The following is an 18785-nucleotide window of genomic DNA, read 5'->3' on the forward strand; positions in this document are numbered from 1 at the left end:
GTCGCATGAACAACGCCCTGACAGTGTCGCGCCGTGGCTTCGGGCTCGGCGCGGCCGCCTTCGGCCTGCTCCTGGTCTCAGGATGCTCGCGCGGATCGAGCTCGACAGGAGGCGGGCTGGGCAGCGGCAGCGGCAAGCTGACCCTGGCCTACAACTCCGATGGCCCCCACAAGACCTGGGCCGAGGCCGTGTGCCACTCGGTGTCCAACGTCCTGGGCATCACCATGGAGCCCCTGCCGGTGGCCCAGTTCTCCGAGATGCGCTCGGCCATCACCAAGCACACCCTTCTGGGCGCCTTCCGCTCCGGATGGTTGGCCGACTATCCCTCGCTGGAGAACTTCCTCAACGCCACCTTCCAGACCGGCGCTGGCGCCAACGACTCCCAGTACTCCTCGAAGACCTTCGACGACCTGCTCGATAAGGCGGCGGCCGCCACCGACCCTCAGACCGCCTACGGCTACTTCCGTCAGGCCCAGTCCCAGCTCTTCGCCGACCTGCCCGGCATCCCGTTGTGGTATCAGAACGGGATCGGCGGCTACTCCCGCAACGCCTCCAACGTCGACTTCAACTGGACCGCCACCCCGGTCTACGAGGAGGCCCGCTCCAGCGCCAACGGCGGCGTCGTCCTGGCCAATCTCTCCGAGCCGCAGAACTCGCTGCTGCCCACCAACACCAACGAGGCCAATGGTGGGCGCGTTCTCGACCTGGTCTTCGCCGGCCTGATCCGCTACGACAAGGACGGCAAGGTCATCAATGAGGTGGCCTCCTCCATTGAGACGACGGACAACCAGCATTACACGATCACTCTCAAACCGGGCTGGACCTTCTCCGACGGCAGTCCGGTGACCGCCGACTCCTTCATCAAGGCATGGAAGTTCGGCGCCCTGCTGTCCAACGCCCAGCTCGGCTCCTCCTTCTTCGAGAGGATCAAGGGCTTCTCCTACGACGAGGACTCCGAGCTGACCGGGTTGACCAAGGTGGACGACCTCACCTTCACGGTCGAGCTGAACGCTCCGGCGTCGGACTTCAAGATCAGCCTGGGGCACTACGCCTACTACCCGATGCCGGAATCCGCCTTCAAGGACCCCAAGGCTTACGGCGCCAAGCCGGTGGGCAACGGCCCCTACCGGCTCGTCTCCTGGGACCACGACAGTCGGATCGTCCTGGAGCCCAACCCCGCCTACGCCGGTGGGCGCACGGTGGCGAACAAGGGCATCACCTTCAAGCTGTACACGAGCCTGGACTCGGTCTACAACGATCTGCTCGCCGACGCCATCGACATCGCCGACGGAGTCCCCGACTCCTTCCTGCCCATCTTCCAGAAGCAGTTGGGCGAGCGCGCCATCAACAAGCCGGCCGCCTTCTACCAGGGGATCGCCATCGACGTCACCCACGAGCACTGGAAGATGGACGAGGAGGGACGCGCCCGCCGCGCCGCCATCTGCCGGGCCATCGACCGCAAGCTCATCTGCGACAAGCTCTACTACGGCACCCGCACGCCCGCCAAGGACTTCACCGCCCCCACCGTTGCGGGCTGGACGCCGGATGTCCCGGGCAACGAGGTCCTCACCTACGACCCGGACGAGGCCAGACGCCTGTGGGTGCGGGCCGAGGCCATCTCCAAGTTCTGAGGGAGGAAGAAGGAGACATGCTTCGCTACGTCGCACGCAGGCTGCTGCAGATGGTCCCGGTGTTCTTCGGTGCCACGCTGCTCATCTACGCCATGGTCTTCGCCCTGCCGGGCGACCCGATCGCCGCGCTCGGGGGCCAGCGCTCGCTCAGCCCCGAGGTGATCGACCAGATCAAGGCCAGCTACCACCTCGACAAGCCCTTCATCGTCCAGTACCTGCTCTACCTCAAGGGACTGTTCACCCTGGACCTGGGCCAGTCGCTGCGGGGGACCGAGTCCGTCCTCGACGTGCTGGTGCGGGCCTACCCGATCACCATCAAGCTCTCCCTCATGGCCCTGGCCTTCGAGGCCATCGCGGGCATCGGCTTCGGCCTCATCGCCGGGGTGAGGAAGGGCGGCTGGTTCGACGCCACCGTCCTGGTGCTCTCCCTGGTGGTCATCGCCGTTCCCACCTTCGTCATCGGCTTCGTCCTGCAGTTCATCGTCGGGGTGCGCCTGGGATGGCTGCCGGTGACCGCAGGCGAGAGCCCCGGCTTCACCGAGCTCCTCATGCCCGCGGTCGTGCTGGGTGCTGTCTCCTTCGCCTACGTGCTGCGCCTGACCCGTACCGAGGTGGCCGAGAACCTCACCGCCGACCACGTGCGCACCGCCCGGGCCAAGGGCCTGAGCGGGGGCCGCGTCATGATCGTCCACGTCCTGCGCAACTCCCTGGTCCCGGTCGTCACCTTCCTGGGCGCGGACCTGGGGGCCCTCATGGGAGGCGCCATCGTCACCGAGGGCATCTTCAACATCAAGGGCGTGGGAGGCACCCTCTACTCCGCCATCATCCGCGGCGACGGCCCCATGGTCGTGTCCTTCACGACTGTGCTCGTGCTCGTCTTCATCGTCTCCAACCTCCTGGTGGACCTGCTCTACGCCGCCCTGGACCCGAGGATCCGCTATGCCTGAGAACACCACGTCCCCCACTACCCGTCCGGGCCAGGAGCGCTTCGTCATCGCCGACGACGAGATCGGCCTGGGCGCCGTCGACGCCGTCGCCGACGAGTCCGCCCCGGCCTCCGTCTGGGTCGACGCCTGGAGGCAGCTGCGCCGTCGGCCCATCTTCTGGGCGGCCTCGGTGCTCATCGCCGTGGCCGTGGCCTTCTCCCTGGTCCCCGGGCTCATCGCCCCGCGCGACCCCGGCTACTGCACGCTGGTCAACTCCTACCAGGGGCCCTCCTGGGGCCACCCCTTCGGATTCGACATCCAGGGCTGCGACATCTTCGCCCGTACCGTCCACGGCGCCCGGGCCTCGGTGAGCGTGGGCATCTTCACCACCCTCGTCGTGGTTCTCGTCGGCTCGGCCGTCGGGGCCCTGGCCGGGTTCTTCGGCGGGTTCTTCGACGCGCTGCTCTCGCGCGTCACTGACATCTTCTTCGCCGTGCCCTTCGTCCTGGCGGCCATCGTCGTCATGCAGATGTTCCGCAACGACCGCTCGATCCTCACCGTCATCCTGGTCCTGGCCCTGTTCGGCTGGCCCCAGATCGCCCGCATCACGCGAGGCTCGGTCATGAGCGTCAAGAACGAGGACTACGTGACCGCCTCGCGGGCACTGGGCTCAGGACGCATGGCCATGCTGCTGCGCCACGTCATGCCCAACGCCGCCGCCCCCATCATCGTGACCGCCACCGTCGAGCTCGGCGTCTTCATCGTCTCTGAGGCCACCTTGAGCTTCCTGGGCATCGGCCTGCCCTCCTCGGTCGTCTCCTGGGGCGCAGACATCGCGGCCGCCAAGGACGCCCTCAACAGCCACCCCAGCGTCCTGCTCTTCCCCGCCGGCGCACTGGCCCTGACCGTGCTCGGCTTCATCATGCTCGGCGACGTCGTCCGCGACGCCCTGGACCCGAAGGCCCGCAAGTGACACCCTCCAACGCATCCACCGCCACCGCCTCAGGCGCCTCCGACAAGACCTTCGCCCCCGCGGCCTCCTGGAAGGCCGAGAGCGACCCCCTCCTGGAGATCAGCGACCTGGAGGTCGCCTTCCGCTCCTCGACCGGGCTCGTCCCGGCCGTGCGCAAGGCGAACCTGACCCTCTACCCCGGCCAGTCCGTGGCCATCGTGGGGGAATCGGGCTCGGGCAAGTCCACCCTGGCCCACGCCGTCATCGGGCTGCTGCCCGGAACCGGTCGGGTCACCGGCGGCACGATCCGCTTCCAGGGCCGCGACATCACTCATCTGGGCACCCAGGAGCTCACCGCCCTGCGCGGCTCCTCCATCGGACTGGTGCCCCAGGACCCCATGTCCAACCTCAACCCGGTGTGGTCCATCGGCTTCCAGGTCAAGGAGGCGCTGCGGGCCAACGGCCTGGCCGGCGTCGCCGACGACCGCCTCGCCCACCTCATGGTCGAACATGCCGAGCACACCGGGCACGCGGGGCGCGCTGGGCGTGCCGACCGCGCCCAGAAGGCGGCCCCCTCGGCCGGCGGGCGCATCGACGTCGACGAGCAGGTGGCCCTCCTGCTGGAGCAGGCCGGCCTGCCCGAGGCCTCCCGGCGGGCCAAGCAGTACCCCCACGAGTTCTCCGGCGGCATGCGCCAGCGCGCCCTCATCGCCATCGGCCTGGCCGCCCGCCCCGACCTGCTCATCGCCGATGAGCCCACCAGCGCCCTGGACGTCACCGTCCAGCGACGTATCCTCGACCACCTCCAGACCCTCGTGCGCGAGCTGGGCACCGCGATGCTCTTCATCACCCACGACCTGGGGCTGGCCGCTGAGAGGGCCGAGCACATCGTTGTTATGCACCGCGGCCGGGTCGTCGAGTCCGGTCCCAGCCTCGAGGTGCTCCAAGACCCCCGCCATCCCTACACCCAGCGTCTGGTCAAGGCCGCCCCCTCCCTGGCCTCCCGGCGCATCGAGTCCGCCCACGCCCGCGGCATCCAGGTCACCGACGACGAGCTCCTGGGCGCCAGCCTGGGATCGAGCGCCACCGAGGAGATCCTGCGCGTGGAGCACCTCACCAAGGTCTTCGAGGTGCGCGGCGCCAAGGGCAAGGACAAGACCCTCACCGCCGTCGACGACGTCAGCTTCGGTATCCGCAAGGGCACGACGACGGCGCTCGTCGGTGAGTCCGGCTCGGGCAAGTCCACGGTCGCCAACATCATCTTGAACCTCATCGACCCCACCTCCGGCAAGGTGTTTCACGACGGGGTGGACCTGTCCACCCTGGGGCCCAAGGAGCTCTTCGCCCTGCGGCGCATCATGCAGCCGGTCTTCCAGAACCCCTACGGCTCCCTGGACCCGATGTACTCGATCTTCCGCGTCGTCGAGGAGCCGCTGCGGGTCCACGGGATCGGCACCGCCAAGGAGCGCGAGGCGCGCGTCGCCGAGCTGCTCGACATGGTCTCCCTGCCGCGCTCGGTCATGCGCCGCTACCCCCACGAGCTCTCCGGCGGTCAGCGCCAGCGCGTCGCCATCGCCCGCGCCCTGGCCCTCAAGCCGCAGATCGTCGTCCTCGACGAGGCGGTCTCCGCCCTGGACGTGCTGGTCCAGGCCCAGATCCTGCGCCTGCTGTCCGACCTGCAGGCCGAGCTGGAGCTGACCTACCTGTTCATCACCCACGACCTGGCCGTCGTGCGCCAGATCGCCGACGACGTCGTCGTCATGGAGCACGGGCGCATCGTGGAGTCCGGGGCAGCCGACGAGCTCTTCGCCAACCCGCGCCAGGACTACACCCGCGAGCTCATCCGGGCCGTCCCCGGAGCCGGAATCGACCTCTACGGCGATGAGGCTCCCTCGAGGTCCGAGAGCTGAGGATGGACGTCTGACGACGCGGCGGTGGACGTCAATCCGCCGCCGCGTTTCCTTTCCCCTCCGATATCGACCAGGCGGGCATTTCCTGAATGCTGGAAATGTATCCATTGAGTTTCACTCAACAGGTATTGTGACCCCGTTCATTTGTTCGTACACGGTGTCACCTTCACGGCTGTCAGGTGCTCGTGCCACGGGCCGGTGATCCTTGCACCGGTGGGTTGTCCGAAGGAGGAGAACGCATGCTCCCGTACCTGGCGCGCCGGATCGCGAACTACGCGGTCCTGCTGTTCATCGCCACATCGTTGGCCTATCTACTGGCCTCGGCCTCCCTGGATCCCTCGGCCCTGTGGAACCGTCAGGATCCTTCCCTTAATTGGGACGCCATTCACGCCAACCTCGTGAAGTACAACATCAGTCACGACCTGCCCGTGTGGGACCGCTACGTCACCTGGCTGCGCAACGTGCTCTTCCACTGGGACTGGGGGCGCACCCCCAAGGGTGAGCTCATCAACACCCTCATCGGCACCAAGATCTTCGTCTCGGTGCGGCTGGTCTTCCTGGGTGCCGCCATCGGCATGGTCGGGGGAGTGGCCCTGGGGGCCTGGACCGCCACGCGCCAGTACCGCTTCTCCGACCGCGTGACCTCCCTGATCTCCATGATTATCATCTCCACCCCCGCCATGGTCATCGCGATCCTCCTGCAGGTCCTGGCCGTCCAGATCAACCGCAGCTCCGGCTTCCAGATCTTCGAGTTCACCGGTGAGGGGGAGGGCGCCCTCGGTCGCCTCCAGCACCTGCTGCTTCCCACCCTGTCGATGTCGCTGGGCGGTATCGCCTCCTACTCCCGCTTCCAGCGCAACCTCATGCTCGACACCCTGGGCGCCGACTACGTGCGCACCGCCCGCGCCAAGGGCCTCATCAAGCGCAAGGCACTGACCCGCCACGCGCTGCGCACCGCGCTCATCCCCATGGCCACCTACTTCGCCTTCGCCCTGGCCACCCTGTTCACCGGTGCCGCCATCACCGAGCGGGTCTACGGCTGGCACGGCATGGGCGAGTACTCCATCAGCGCGATCTCCGGCATGGACATCAACGGAGTGACGGCCGTCGTCGCCTTCTCCGGGCTGTGCACCCTCACCGGCGCGCTCCTGTCCGATGTCTTCGTGGCGATCGTCGACCCGAGAGTGAGGGTGAGCTGACCCATGGCGCGCAATGCTGAACCCAACGGGATGGCCTCCATCGGCAAGCAGATGACGGTGGGCGGCTACGCCGCCGTCGAGCAGGGCGGGGAGGCCCCGCTGAGCCCCGAGGACCTGGGCGACATCACCAAGGAGACTCCCAGGGACTCCCGGCGTCTGACCCGCAGGCAGATCATCACCCGGCGCTTCTGGCGCAACAAGGGGGCCGTCGTCGGCGCGATCGGCTTCCTGCTCATGGTGCTCTTCGCGCTCCTCGGTGACGCCGCGACCCACTGGACCTTCACCGACGTCGACTCCTCCGCCTTCCTGCAGGCCCCCAGTGCCGATCACTGGTTCGGCACCACCCAGGGCGGCCGCGACGTCTACGCGATGGTCGTGGAGGGCACCCGCAAGTCCATGATGATCGGCGTCTTCGTCGCCCTGCTCCAGACGGGCATCGCCGCCGTCATCGGGTCCTCGGCCGCCTACTTCGGCGGCTGGTGGGAGAAGATCGCCCTGTGGGCCACTGACCTGCTCCTGGTGGTGCCCTCCTTCCTCATCATCGCGATCCTCTCCCAGCGGGCCGGAGCCGCCAAGGGCTCCATCGCGCTGTTCATCATCCTGCTGGCCGGCTTCGGGTGGATGCTCACGGCCCGCGTGGTGCGCTCCCTGACCCTGAGCGTGAAGAACCTGGAGTACGTCAATGCCGCCCGCTTCATGAACGTGCCCAGTCCCGTCATTATCGCCCGGCACATCCTGCCCAATATCGCCTCCCTGCTCATCGTGGACGCCACCATCAACGTGGCCTACGCCGTCATCAGCGAGACGACGCTGTCCTACTTCGGCTTCGGGGTCCAGCCGCCCAACACCTCCCTGGGCACCCTCATCGCCGAGGGGCAGCGCTCCGCGACCACCTACCCCTGGATCTTCCTGGCCCCGGCCGCCGTGCTCGTCCTCATGCTCCTGTGCGTCAATGTCATGGGTGACGGTCTGCGCGATGCCATCGATCCCTCGTCCAAGTCAGGAGGCAAGGCATGAGCCCCACGAGCAGCACCCGCACGTCCGCCGAGGCCACGAAGAGTGCCGCGGCCGTGCCCGCCGTCGATGCCCGCAGAGGCGACGACGCGCTGCCGGACCCCACCAGCGCCGCCCCGCTGCTGGAGGTCTCCGACCTGAAGGTCTCCTTCCCCTCCGAGGACGGGCGCGTCAACGCCGTGCGCGGAGTCAACCTGTCCGTCGCCCGCGGTGAGGTGCTGGCCCTGGTCGGTGAGTCCGGCTCGGGCAAGTCCGTCACCTCGACGGCGGTCATGGGACTGCTCGACGAGTCCGCCGAGGTCACCGGCTCGGTGCGCCTCCACGGCACCGAGCTGCTGGGGCGGCCCGACGGCTACATGTCCCGCATCCGCGGCTCCCAGGTCGCCATGGTCTTCCAGGACCCGCTCAGCGCCCTGACCCCCGTGTACACGGTGGGCGCCCAGATCGTCGAGGCCCTGCGGATCCACCAGCCCGGCATGAGCGAGGCGGACGCCCACAAGCGCGCCGTCGAGCTGCTCGACCTGGTGGGCATCCCCAACCCGCAGGTGCGCGCCAAGGCCTACCCCCACGAGTTCTCCGGTGGTATGCGCCAGCGGGCCGTCATCGCCATCGCGATCGCCAACGACCCCGATCTCATCATCGCCGACGAGCCCACCACGGCCCTCGACGTCACCATCCAGGCCCAGATCCTCGACGTGCTGCGCACCGCCCAGAAGGAGACCGGTGCCGGCGTCATCATGATTACCCACGACCTGGGGGTCGTGGCCGGCATGGCGGACCGGGTGGCCGTCATGTACGCCGGGCGCATCGTGGAGACCGGCGACGTCGACGACATCTTCTACCGCTCGCGCATGCCCTACACGATCGGCCTGCTCGGCTCCCTGCCCCGTCTGGACGCGCGCAAGGACTCGGCCCTGGCCACCCTGGAGGGCAACCCGCCCTCCCTGCTCGAGCTGCCCCGAGGGTGCCCCTTCATCCCCCGCTGCCCCATGGCCCAGGCCGAGTGCGCCCAGGGCGAGCCGGAGCTCACCCTCGTGGAGCGCGACGGGACCGACGGCCAGGAGGCCGGCTCCGGCGCCCAGTACTCGGCCTGCCACCGCCGCGACGAGATCGAGCGGGACCAGCTCGACTACTCCCACATCTATCCCGTGCCGGCGCTCAAGACTCCCGAGACCATGAGCCTGCCGCACGCCGAGCGCCCCGAGGTCCTGCGCGTCACCGACCTCGTCAAGGAGTTCCCCCTCATGAAGGGCGCCGTCTTCAAAAGACGCGTGGGCACCGTCCACGCCGTCGACGGCGTCTCCTTCGACGTCCGCCGGGGCGAGACCCTGGCCCTGGTCGGCGAGTCCGGATGCGGCAAGACCACCACCCTCATGGAGGTCCTCTCCCTCCAGGGGCCCCAGGAGGGCACGATCGTGGTCCTGGGCAAGGACACGGCCGACCTGGGGCGGGCCCAGCGTCGCCAGGTGCGCCGCGACCTGCAGATCGTCTTCCAGGACCCCATGGCCTCCCTGGACCCACGCCTGCCGATCTTCGACATCATCGCCGAGCCGCTGCGGGCCAACGGCTGGAAGAAGGCGGACATCGGGCCGCGCATCGAGGAGCTCATGGAGCTCGTCGGGCTCGAGCCCAGCCACGCCAACCGCTACCCGCGCAACTTCTCCGGCGGGCAGCGTCAGCGTATCGGCATCGCCCGCGCCCTGGCCCTCGAACCCAGTCTCCTGGTCCTCGACGAGCCGGTCTCCGCCCTGGACGTGTCCATCCAGGCCGGCGTCATCAACCTGCTCGACGAGCTGCGCGCCACCATGGGGCTCAGCTACCTCTTCGTGGCCCACGACCTGTCAGTGGTGCGCCACATCGCCGACCGCGTCGCCGTCATGTACCTGGGGCGGATCGTGGAGATCGGCGACGTCGACACCATCTTCGAGGCCCCGGCCCACCCCTACACCCAGGCCCTGCTCTCGGCGATCCCCATCCCGGACCCGGCCAAGGAGCGCGGCCGCAGCCGCATCGTCCTGGAGGGCGATATGCCCAGCCCCGCCAACCCGCCCTCGGGTTGCCGCTTCCGCACCCGCTGCCCGAAGTTCGCCTCAGGACTCACCGACGACGAGCGATCGGCCTGCCTGGGAGCCATGCCGGAGTTCCGCTCCCAGGGCGAGGACCACGACGTCGCCTGCTACTACCCCGAGCGCACCGCGGTCTTCTGACGTCCCTCGCCCCCGAGTCCACCCATCACACTGTCCACCGATCCAGTCCACCGATCCTGCCCACCACCGCGCGCCGACGACGGCGCCCTTAGTGAACGGAGATTCCCATGAAGCTCAACCGTCGCATGTTCCTTGCCACGACGGCCTCCGCGGCCGTCCTGACCGCCCTGGCGGCCTGCGCCAAGAACGGCTCCGGCTCCTCGGGCTCCACCGCCGGCGTGCCCACCGCCGCCCCCGACGAGCTCCAGGACGGGGGCACGCTGCGCTTCGGCATCGGCTCGGCGCCGACGAACTGGAACGCCGCGACCGTGGACGGCAACATCGTCGACATGTGGCTGGTCATGAAGTTCGTCTCCCCCTTCGTCGTCGACTGGGCCGCGGACGGCAAGGCGACGCCGAACCCCGACTTCCTCACCAAGCTCGAGGCCGCGGAGGTCGGTGGCAAGACCGTGGTCACCGTGGCCGTCAACGAGAAGGCCACCTGGGGCAATGGGCGAAAGTGGGACTCCGAGGACATCAAGGTGTTCTTCGACCACGTCAAGGACTCCAGCTACTCCTGGGCCACCGTTGAGGGAATCGACAAGGTCGAGAAGGTCGAGATCGTGGACAAGCAGACCGCCAAGGTCACCTTCAACTCGGTCTACCCCGACTGGTCCAATGCCCTGGCCGGCGTCACCCCCAGGGAGCTCATGGCCGATGCCAAGACCTTCAACGAGTCGATGGCCGGCGCCACCAAGTTCAACAACGACTACTTCGCCGGCCCCTTCAAGATCAAGGGCTACGACGAGTCCAAGCAGGTCATCACCCTGGAGCGCAACGACAAGTGGTGGGGCGCCACCCCCAAGCTCGAGACCGTCACCCTGCACGTCCTGGACGACTCGGCCTTGGGGCAGGCCTTCGCCAACAAGGAGATCGACGTCCTAGACTACATCTTCTCCGCCGACGTCTACCAGCAGGCCAGCGGCCGTGACGACGCCGAGGTCCGCCAGAACACCGGCCTGCAGTGGCGTCACATCATGTTCAACGCCTCCTCCGGCCCGCTGGCGGACAAGGCCGTGCGCCAGGCCATCACCCGGGCCTGCGACCGCGAGGCCATTGCGGCCTCCGACCTGGCGGGCCTGCCCGTGGACGCCAAGAAGACCCTCTTGGGCAACCGCTTCTTCCTGCCCGTCCAGGAGGGCTACCAGGACAACTCCACCAGCTGGGGACACGACGTCGAGGCCGCCAAGAAGCTGCTCGACGGCGCCGGCTGGGTGGCCGGATCCGACGGCGTGCGTGCCAAGGACGGCACGAAGCTCGAGCTGGTGATGACCATCCCCTCCAACGCCCCGGTGGCCACCAACGAGGCCAACCTCCTTCAGAAGCAGCTGGGCGAGGTCGGCATCAAGCTCAGTGTCTCCACCGTCGAGATCGACAAGTACTTCCCGGAGTACATCAACAAGAAGAACTACGCGCTGACGGCCTTCACCACCGAGAAGACCCAGTACCCCCTGGCCAACGTGGGCCAGTACTACGCCTCGACCAGCCAGTCGAACTACACCGGACTGTCCGTTCCCGAGGTCGACCAGTACGTCGCCAAGATCGGCTCGACCCCCGACGGTTCCGAGCGCAACAAGCTCGCCAACGAGCTCGATAAGATCCTGTGGGAGAACGTCTTCAACATCCCGATCTACCAGCGCATGCAGCTGACCGCCGTGCCCAAGACGCTGCGCAACTTCGGTGCCCAGGGGCTGGCCTCCTTCCGGCCCGAGCGCATTGGCTACGTCAAGAGCTGAGCCGGTGCCCTCAACCGGACCGGATGACGACGGAGGAGAGCCGGTGCGGCATGATGCGCCCGTGCAAGAAGACGTGCCCACCGCTGTGTCCACCACTGTGCCCCGTGCCATGCCGACCGTCGTCATCCGGTCCCTGCCGGCCCGCCTCGGCACCGCCCTCATCGGCCTGGCCTCGGCGGGGATGTCCCTGACGATCGGCCTGGCCGACGGCGCCGCCCACGGGCTGCGCACCCTGGCCTGGGCGGGGGCGCTCACCTTCCTCACCTGGCTGCTGTGGTGGGCCCCGCAGATCACCCTGGCCCCGCGGGCCCTCACCATCCGCAACGCCTGGCGCACCCACGTGCTGGACTGGGGCGAGGTCGAGATGTGCCGCACCCGTTGGGGGCTGTCGGTCGTCACCCGCGACGACGTCGAGGTGCGGGCCTCGGCCGCTCCCCGCCGCGGCGGCATGGCCGAGTCCTTCCGGCGCCGCCAGGAACTGCGCGAGCAGCAGGAGCGGCGCGACGGCCTGCGGGCCGCCGAGCCGACCCCGGCGGTGCGCCCGGAGTACCTGGTGGGGGAGGGGACTCACCGCACCAACCTCGACACCGGTGACGCCGGGTCCCTCATCGAGGCCTACGCCGAGCAGGTGCGCAGCCTTCCCGCTCGGGCCGCGGACGAGACGGCGCCCGGCGAGGTCGCCGGCGTGACCAGCAGCCTCAACCGCCCGGTCGTCGCCGCCGCCGGACTGCTCGCCGTCGCGCTCGCGGCCGCGACTGTGCTCCTATGACCCGCCCTATCGGCGCCTTGGTGTACTCGGTGAACAGCCGTGAGACGGACGAACACGTACTGGGAGTACGGCGGGAAGGGTAGCTGAATGAAGCTGATGGCGGAGGAATACGTCGTTGAGTTTCTTGTGTCGCGAGGCCTGTATGTCCTGGCGAATTCGGCGGTTCCCGTATTGCTGGCGATAGCTGTCGCGTCGGAGGGTTACAGTGCCTCCGGCGTCGGGCTGGTTCTCGGCGTGGGTGCGCTGCCGGGCATCTTGGGCGCTTTGTTGGCTCCGCAGATGCTGGTCCACGTCAGCCCCAAGACCATGTTCGGTGGTGCGGCGGCCGCATGGATCGTCATCTGTGGTGGGATCGCAATACTGAGTCGTGCTGGCTCGGTTGGTCTCGGCGTGTACGTCACTGTGTCGTTCGCCTTGGAGTTTGTCGCATCGATCATGTATCCAACGATGGGGTCCTATGTCGCAGACCTGGTGCGGCCGGACCTGCTGGATCGGATGAATTCTGCCAGGGCTGTCGTCGCTGGCCTGTGCGCGGTCGCCGGCCCTGGAGTTATTGCGCTGGTGCAGTCATGGCGAGGTGTTTCAGATGCTTGGTGGCTGGTATCCCTGCTGATGCTCGTGTGCCTGCTGTCGCAGAGCCGCCTGCCGAAGGGGCGCAGAACGGGTGGTGCGGATCGCGTGACCGCGCTGAAGCGGGGCCTGCGGGCCGCTGCACGTTCCCGAGGTGTTCTCGTTGTGCTGGTCGGCTCCGGGGTGTGGCACTTTACTGTGTGGGGGAGTTACATGACGATATACCCGGTGATGCTGCGCGATGATTATCGGGCGTTATGGTTCATCGGAGTCAGTGAGTCCTTGTTTGCCGTCGGTGGGATCGTGGGGTCCTTGGTTCGTCTGCCATCCCGCTTGTCGCGCCCAGTGCTGTGCCTGGTTGCGCTTCTCAGCTTCGTTCCGGTTCCGGTCAGTGTGGTGCTCGGTGCGCCTCTGTGGCTGGTCGCGGTGTCTCTCTTCGTGTCAAGTGCCGTGATTGCGGCGACGAGTGTGGCTTGGGAGACGTTTCTTCAGTCTCGAGTTGAGCGTGACGCACTGCCCTCTGTGTTCGCCTTGGACTACCTCGCCGGGGATGGCGTCGCGCCGCTGGGCTATGTGGCTGTTCCCGCCCTTGCGGTGTGGCTGGGCCAGGGCGCGGGTGTGCTGACGACCGCCGGGGTATGCGTATTGGTGCTGCTCGGGTGTCTGTGGGCGTGCGCTGTCTCCCCGGAGGTGGAGCAAGTCGAGCCGGCTGTGGAATGACCGGTGGCTCGTGCTCGCAGTCCCACCCGGCGGTTGATGCCGTCGGCTCCTGAATGGTCGAGGTGAGGGGCGGCACATGGCGGGTGTTGGCCCGGCCATGGCAGGTCGCGACCGGCGTCCTCTAGTCTTTCTCTGTTTCGTGCCCTGTGGTCGGTGCCTGAGCGGTGCCTGGCCCGCGGCGTCCTCCCACCGGAAGAAGTGCCCCCTATGACCGTGCGCCAGGATCTGCGCAACGTCGCCATTGTCGCCCACGTCGACCACGGCAAGACCACTCTTGTCGACGCCATGCTTTGGGAGGCGGGGGCCTTCGGGGCCCGGGCCACCGAGGAGACCACCGGTGAGCGCGTCATGGACTCCGGCGAGCTGGAGCGCGAGAAGGGCATCACGATCCTCGCCAAGAACACGGCGGTCCACTACTCGGGCCCCTCCGCTGCGGATGCCGGCTGCCCCGAGGGCATCGTCATCAACGTCATCGACACCCCCGGCCACGCCGACTTCGGCGGTGAGGTCGAGCGCGGGCTGTCCATGGTCGACGGTGTCGTCCTCCTCGTCGACGCCTCCGAGGGGCCCCTGCCCCAGACCCGCTTCGTGCTGCGCAAGGCCCTGGCCGCGAACCTGCCGGTCATCCTCGTGGTCAACAAGGTGGACCGCCCCGACTCCCGGCTCGACGAGGTCGTCTCCGAGTCCACTGACCTGCTGCTGTCCCTGGCCAGCGACCTGGCTGACGAGCACCCCGACATCGACCTCGACGCCGTCCTGGATGTGCCCGTCATCTACGCCTCCGCCAAGGCCCGCCGCGCCGACACCGAGGCCCCGGCCGACGGCGAGCTGCCGGCCAACGACAACCTCGAGCCGCTCTTCCGCACCATCATCGAGCGGATCCCCGGCCCCTCCTACGAGGAGGGCGCCCCCCTGCAGGCCCACGTCACCAACCTGGACGCCTCACCCTTCCTGGGCCGCCTGGCGCTGCTGCGCATCCACAACGGCACCCTGCGCAAGGGGCAGACGGTGGCCTGGGCCCGCCACGACGGCTCGCTGGTCTCTGCCCGTGTCTCCGAGCTCCTCGTCACCGAGGGGCTGGACCGCAAGCCCGCAGAGGAGGCGCATGCCGGCGACATCGTCGCCGTCGCCGGGATCGAGGACATCACCATCGGCGAGTCCCTTGTGGACCCTGAGGACCCCCGCCCCCTGCCGCTCATCACCGTGGACGACCCGGCCATCGCCATGACCATCGGCATTAACACCTCCCCGATGGCCGGGCGCACCAAGGGCGCGAAGGTCACCGCCCGCCAGGTCAAGGACCGCCTGGATCGCGAGCTCATCGGCAACGTGTCCCTGCGGGTCCTGCCCACCACCCGGCCCGACGCCTGGGAGGTCCAGGGACGCGGCGAGCTGGCGCTGGCGATCCTCGTGGAGCAGATGCGCCGCGAGGGATTCGAGCTGACCGTCGGTAAGCCCCAGGTGGTCACCCGCACCATCGACGGCAAGCGCCACGAGCCCATCGAGCGCATGACCATTGACGTCCCCGAGGAGTACCTGGGCGCCGTCACCCAGCTCATGGCCGCCCGCAAGGGCCAGATGGAGACCATGACCAACCACGGCACCGGCTGGATCCGCATGGAGTTCCTCGTGCCGGCCCGCGGCCTCATCGGCTTCCGCACCCAGTTCCTCACCGAGACCCGCGGCACCGGCATCGCCTCCTCCATCGCCGAGGGCTACGCCCCGTGGGCCGGCAAGATCGTCTCGCGCACCACCGGCTCCCTCGTCTCCGACCGCGCCGGGGCCGTGACCGCCTACGCGCTCATCCGCCTGCAGGACCGCGGCAGCTTCTTCGTCGAGCCCACCCAGGAGACCTACGAGGGGCAGGTCGTGGGGGAGAACCCCCGCGGTGAGGACATGGACGTCAACGTGGTCCGTGAGAAGCAGCAGACCAACATGCGCTCCTCGACCGCGGACACCTTCGAGGCCCTTGTGCCGCCGCGCCGCCTCACCCTGGAGGAGGCCCTCGAGTTCGCCGCCGACGACGAGTGCGTCGAGGTCACCCCGGAGGCCGTGCGCATCCGCAAGGTCATCCTCAACTCCCAGGAGCGTTTCCGCGAGAACGCCCGCCGTCGTCGTGCCGAGGCCTGAGAGGAACCGCCGCCCATGAGCCAGTCCGTCAACCGCGGGGAGAAGCCTGCTGCCCCCGAGGCCGCAGCCGACGCCGTCGAGTCCGTTGAGGCTGCTGCGCCGGCCGAGTCCGTTGAGCAGGCCGAGGATGCTGCGGCGGTCGAGGAGTCTGAGGAGGCTCCCGCCGCCGAGCAGCCTGAGGGCAGGCCGGCCGCGGCCGAATCCGCTGAGGGCGGAGACGCCGATGACACCCCGACCCTCAACCTCGACGAGGAGTCCCAGGACGATCCGGACGAGGAGCCCGGCGCTGAGGCCCACGAGCCTCAGGAGGCTGTCGAGGCAGTGAAGCCCGCGGAGGTGGCCGAGTCGGCCGAGTCCATCGAGCAGGCCGAGGAGGTTCCGGCCGTCGAGCGGCCCGAGGATGGGACGGCCGAGGGCGACTCCGCTGAGGGCGGGGACGCCGATGGCACCCCGACCCTCAACCTCGACGACGAGTCCCAGGACGATCCGGTGGAGACTGCCGAACCGGTTGAGCCGGCTGAGGAGCCCGGCGCCGAGGCCCAGGAGGGGGAGCCAGCTGGGACGGTCGAGGCTGTGAAGCCCGCGGAGGTGGCCGAGGCGGCCCAGCCTGCTGCGCCTGCCGAGTCCGCTGTGCCTGTTGAGCCGGCTGAGTCCGTCGAGCACTCCGAGGAGTCTGAGGTGGCTCCGGCCGTCGTCGAGCAGGCTGAGGAGAAGGCTCCCGCCACTGAAGCCGCCGAACCGGTGGCGACGCCGGCATCGATGCGCGTCGTCGACGAGGCGGCCACCCCTGCTGAGGCCCTCTCGCCCTATGAGTCGGCCGGCGCCGATGCGTCTGCAGAGACCCGGCGGGGCACCGCATGGAGCCCCGATTCCGGCGACATGCCGCCGTCAATCACACCGAAGAGCCTGTCCGGGGCGTCACCCTCGGCGCCCGAGCAGTCCACGCCCGCCGTCGACGCCGCCCGAGCCGCTGAGCCCACTAAGGGCGATGCCGATCTGGTGGGGGACAACGCCGCCCCCACAGCCGTCCCCGGGACCCTGGCCGCGGCCGCGACGACGCACAAGCCCGCCAAGGCCCAGAACGTTGCGAAGAAGACCAACAGCGCAGCAGTCGGGTCGGGCTCCTCGCGCCGTCGGCGCCTCATCCCCGCTGCCTGCGCCGCCGGGGCTGCGGCCCTGCTGCTGGCCTGGGGCGGCATCGCCTGGTGGACCACCCAGCACATCGCCTCTGGCACCACCGTCTCCGGCGTCGATGTCTCCGGCCTGAGCCCCAAGAAGGCCCACGAGCGCATCGGCAAGGGAGTCGGCGACCAGCTCGCCCAGCCCGTCACCCTCACCGTCGGGCAGGGAAGCTCCGAGCTCGTGCCCGCCAAGTCGGGAATCTCGGTCGACACCGACGCCTCGGTCAAGAAGCTCACCGGATTCACCCTCAACCCCCTCACCCTGGCTCAGCGCCTCGGCGGCCAGCACACTGACGCCGTCATCCGGGTCGATTCCACGGCGCTACGCGGCGCCCTGGAGGACCGGGTCGACACGATGGCCAATGGTGCGGTCTCGGCGACCGTGACCCTGGATGGCACCAAGCCGGTCACCACGCCCGCGAGCAACGGCATCGGACTCGACGTCGAGGCCTCTCTCAAGCGGATCGGCGGCACCTGGCCCCTGGGGAAGAAGACCCTCGCCATGGCCGAGGGCACCGCGACCCCCGCCATCACCGACGAGGAGGCCTCCGAGTTCGTTGACGGCACCCTCACGCCGCTGCTCTCCAGCGGACTGACCGTGAACACGGCCGGCGCCGGCGCGCAGAGCAAGAACCCTGGTGCGGCCGCGGCCTTCTCCCCGCAGGACACCGCTGAGATGCTGAAGATCTCCTCCGAGGGCGGCACCTTGAGCGCCACCTTCGACCCGACCGCGCTGCGCGACGCCATCGTCGCCAGAGTCGGCCAGGTCGAGACCCCCGCCCAGAACGCGACCTGGAAGATCGACGGCTCCGCCACCGGCGCCCCGGGGGCTCGTCCCCAGTACGTCCCCGCCGCTCAGGGGAAGACCATCGACACCGCCGCCCTGTCCGCGAGCCTGCTCAAGGCCGGCACCTCCGCCACCGACGTCGCCGGCCGGACCGTGACCCTGCCGATGGTCGTGTCCGAGCCGACGGTGAAGACGCCTCAGAACGAGTGGGGCATCAGCGAGGCGATCGGCGAGTTCGCCACCCCGTACAACGCCGGGGACGCGCCGCGCACCCAGAACCTCACCCGCGGGGCCGAGCTCGTCAACGGCACCGTCGTCAAGCCCGGCGAGGTCTTCTCCCTGGAGAAGACCCTCGGCGAGGTCGACTACGAGCACGGCTTCGCCGATGCCGGAGTCATCTCCAACGGGCAGCACGTCGACTCCCTGGGCGGCGGGCTGAGCCAGGTGGCCACCACCGTCTTCAACGCCGGCTTCGAGGCCGGTATGGACGACACCGAGCACCACGCCCACCAGTACTACTTCGACCGCTACCCGGCCGGACGCGAGGCCACCTTGTGGACCGGCAAGCTCGACGTGAAGTTCACGAACTCCACGTCCCACGCGGTGTTGGTCCAGGCCTGGCTGGACGGCGAGCAGATCCACGTGCGGATGTGGTCCACGAAGTACTACGACGTGTCGATCACCTCCTCGGACCGGTTCAACTTCCGCCCGGTGTCCACCGAGCGCAAGTCCGGCCCCGGCTGCGAGCCCTACTCGGGTGGCAACCCCGGCTTCGACATCACCGTCACCCGCACCCGCAAGCACGACGGCAAGGCCCTGCCCGACGACGTGCTCACCACCCAGTACGCCGCCGACAACGACATCGTCTGCTCCTGACCGGGGCGCCCCGGAAGAGCCTGGAGCCCTGCCGGGGCGCAGAGCCGGTGCGGGGTTGATGTCAGCGCCATGGACACTGAGGCCTTTCTCGGCGCTCCTAGGGCGGTGTTACCTGTGACATTCGCGCCGCGGCAGTGA

Annotated in this window: 12 protein-coding genes; all 12 read left to right on the plus strand. The window is 68.7% G+C overall.

All coding sequences use genetic code 11. From position 1 onward, the window contains the following. The first annotated feature begins 5 nt into the window (after window positions 1–5). The 12 genes from AB7V09_RS12085 (at window position 6) to AB7V09_RS12140 (ending at window position 18647) form a co-directional block, all read left to right on the plus strand. Window positions 6–1631, plus strand: a complete 1626-nt coding sequence (locus AB7V09_RS12085) for an ABC transporter substrate-binding protein (RefSeq protein ID WP_419143906.1) — start codon at window positions 6–8, stop codon at window positions 1629–1631. Window positions 1632–1648: 17 nt separating this feature from the next. Beyond that, on the plus strand, window positions 1649–2578 hold the full coding sequence (locus AB7V09_RS12090) for an ABC transporter permease (RefSeq protein WP_075379177.1): 930 nt from the start codon (window positions 1649–1651) through the stop codon (window positions 2576–2578). Then, a complete protein-coding gene (locus AB7V09_RS12095) occupies window positions 2571–3530 on the plus strand; it encodes an ABC transporter permease (RefSeq protein ID WP_003787287.1) in 960 nt (319 codons plus the stop codon). The genes AB7V09_RS12090 and AB7V09_RS12095 overlap by 8 nt, the downstream gene beginning before the upstream one ends. After that, window positions 3527–5419: a dipeptide ABC transporter ATP-binding protein gene (locus AB7V09_RS12100; RefSeq protein WP_075414922.1), complete on the plus strand. Its 1893-nt coding sequence runs from the start codon at window positions 3527–3529 to the stop codon at window positions 5417–5419. Before AB7V09_RS12095 ends, AB7V09_RS12100 begins: the two co-directional genes overlap by 4 nt. A gap of 239 nt (window positions 5420–5658) precedes the next feature. Then, window positions 5659–6618, plus strand: a complete 960-nt coding sequence (locus tag AB7V09_RS12105) for an ABC transporter permease (RefSeq protein ID WP_009747777.1) — start codon at window positions 5659–5661, stop codon at window positions 6616–6618. Between the two features lie 30 nt (window positions 6619–6648). After that, complete coding sequence (locus AB7V09_RS12110) at window positions 6649–7635, plus strand: ABC transporter permease (protein ID WP_101558804.1); 987 nt, start codon at window positions 6649–6651, stop codon at window positions 7633–7635. Next, entirely contained in the window at window positions 7632–9839 is a 2208-nt protein-coding gene (locus tag AB7V09_RS12115; RefSeq protein WP_419143907.1) for a dipeptide ABC transporter ATP-binding protein, read from the plus strand. Before AB7V09_RS12110 ends, AB7V09_RS12115 begins: the two co-directional genes overlap by 4 nt. Before the next feature lie 107 nt (window positions 9840–9946). Next, window positions 9947–11614: an ABC transporter family substrate-binding protein gene (locus AB7V09_RS12120; RefSeq protein WP_419143908.1), complete on the plus strand. Its 1668-nt coding sequence runs from the start codon at window positions 9947–9949 to the stop codon at window positions 11612–11614. Between the two features lie 73 nt (window positions 11615–11687). Beyond that, complete coding sequence (locus AB7V09_RS12125) at window positions 11688–12383, plus strand: hypothetical protein (RefSeq protein WP_419143909.1); 696 nt, start codon at window positions 11688–11690, stop codon at window positions 12381–12383. A gap of 87 nt (window positions 12384–12470) precedes the next feature. Continuing rightward, a complete protein-coding gene (locus tag AB7V09_RS12130) occupies window positions 12471–13673 on the plus strand; it encodes an MFS transporter (protein ID WP_043538205.1) in 1203 nt (400 codons plus the stop codon). 207 nt (window positions 13674–13880) lie between these two features. Then, entirely contained in the window at window positions 13881–15803 is a 1923-nt protein-coding gene (gene typA / locus AB7V09_RS12135) for a translational GTPase TypA (RefSeq protein ID WP_419143910.1), read from the plus strand. Window positions 15804–15818: 15 nt separating this feature from the next. After that, window positions 15819–18647, plus strand: coding sequence for a VanW family protein (locus tag AB7V09_RS12140; protein WP_419143911.1), 2829 nt, complete (start codon window positions 15819–15821; stop codon window positions 18645–18647). Window positions 18648–18785: the final 138 nt, after the last annotated feature.

Origin of the sequence: Actinomyces sp. SKVG-SVH-4(1) (assembly GCF_048514265.1) — a bacterium.
GTDB classification, from domain to species: Bacteria; Actinomycetota; Actinomycetes; order Actinomycetales; family Actinomycetaceae; genus Actinomyces; species Actinomyces oris.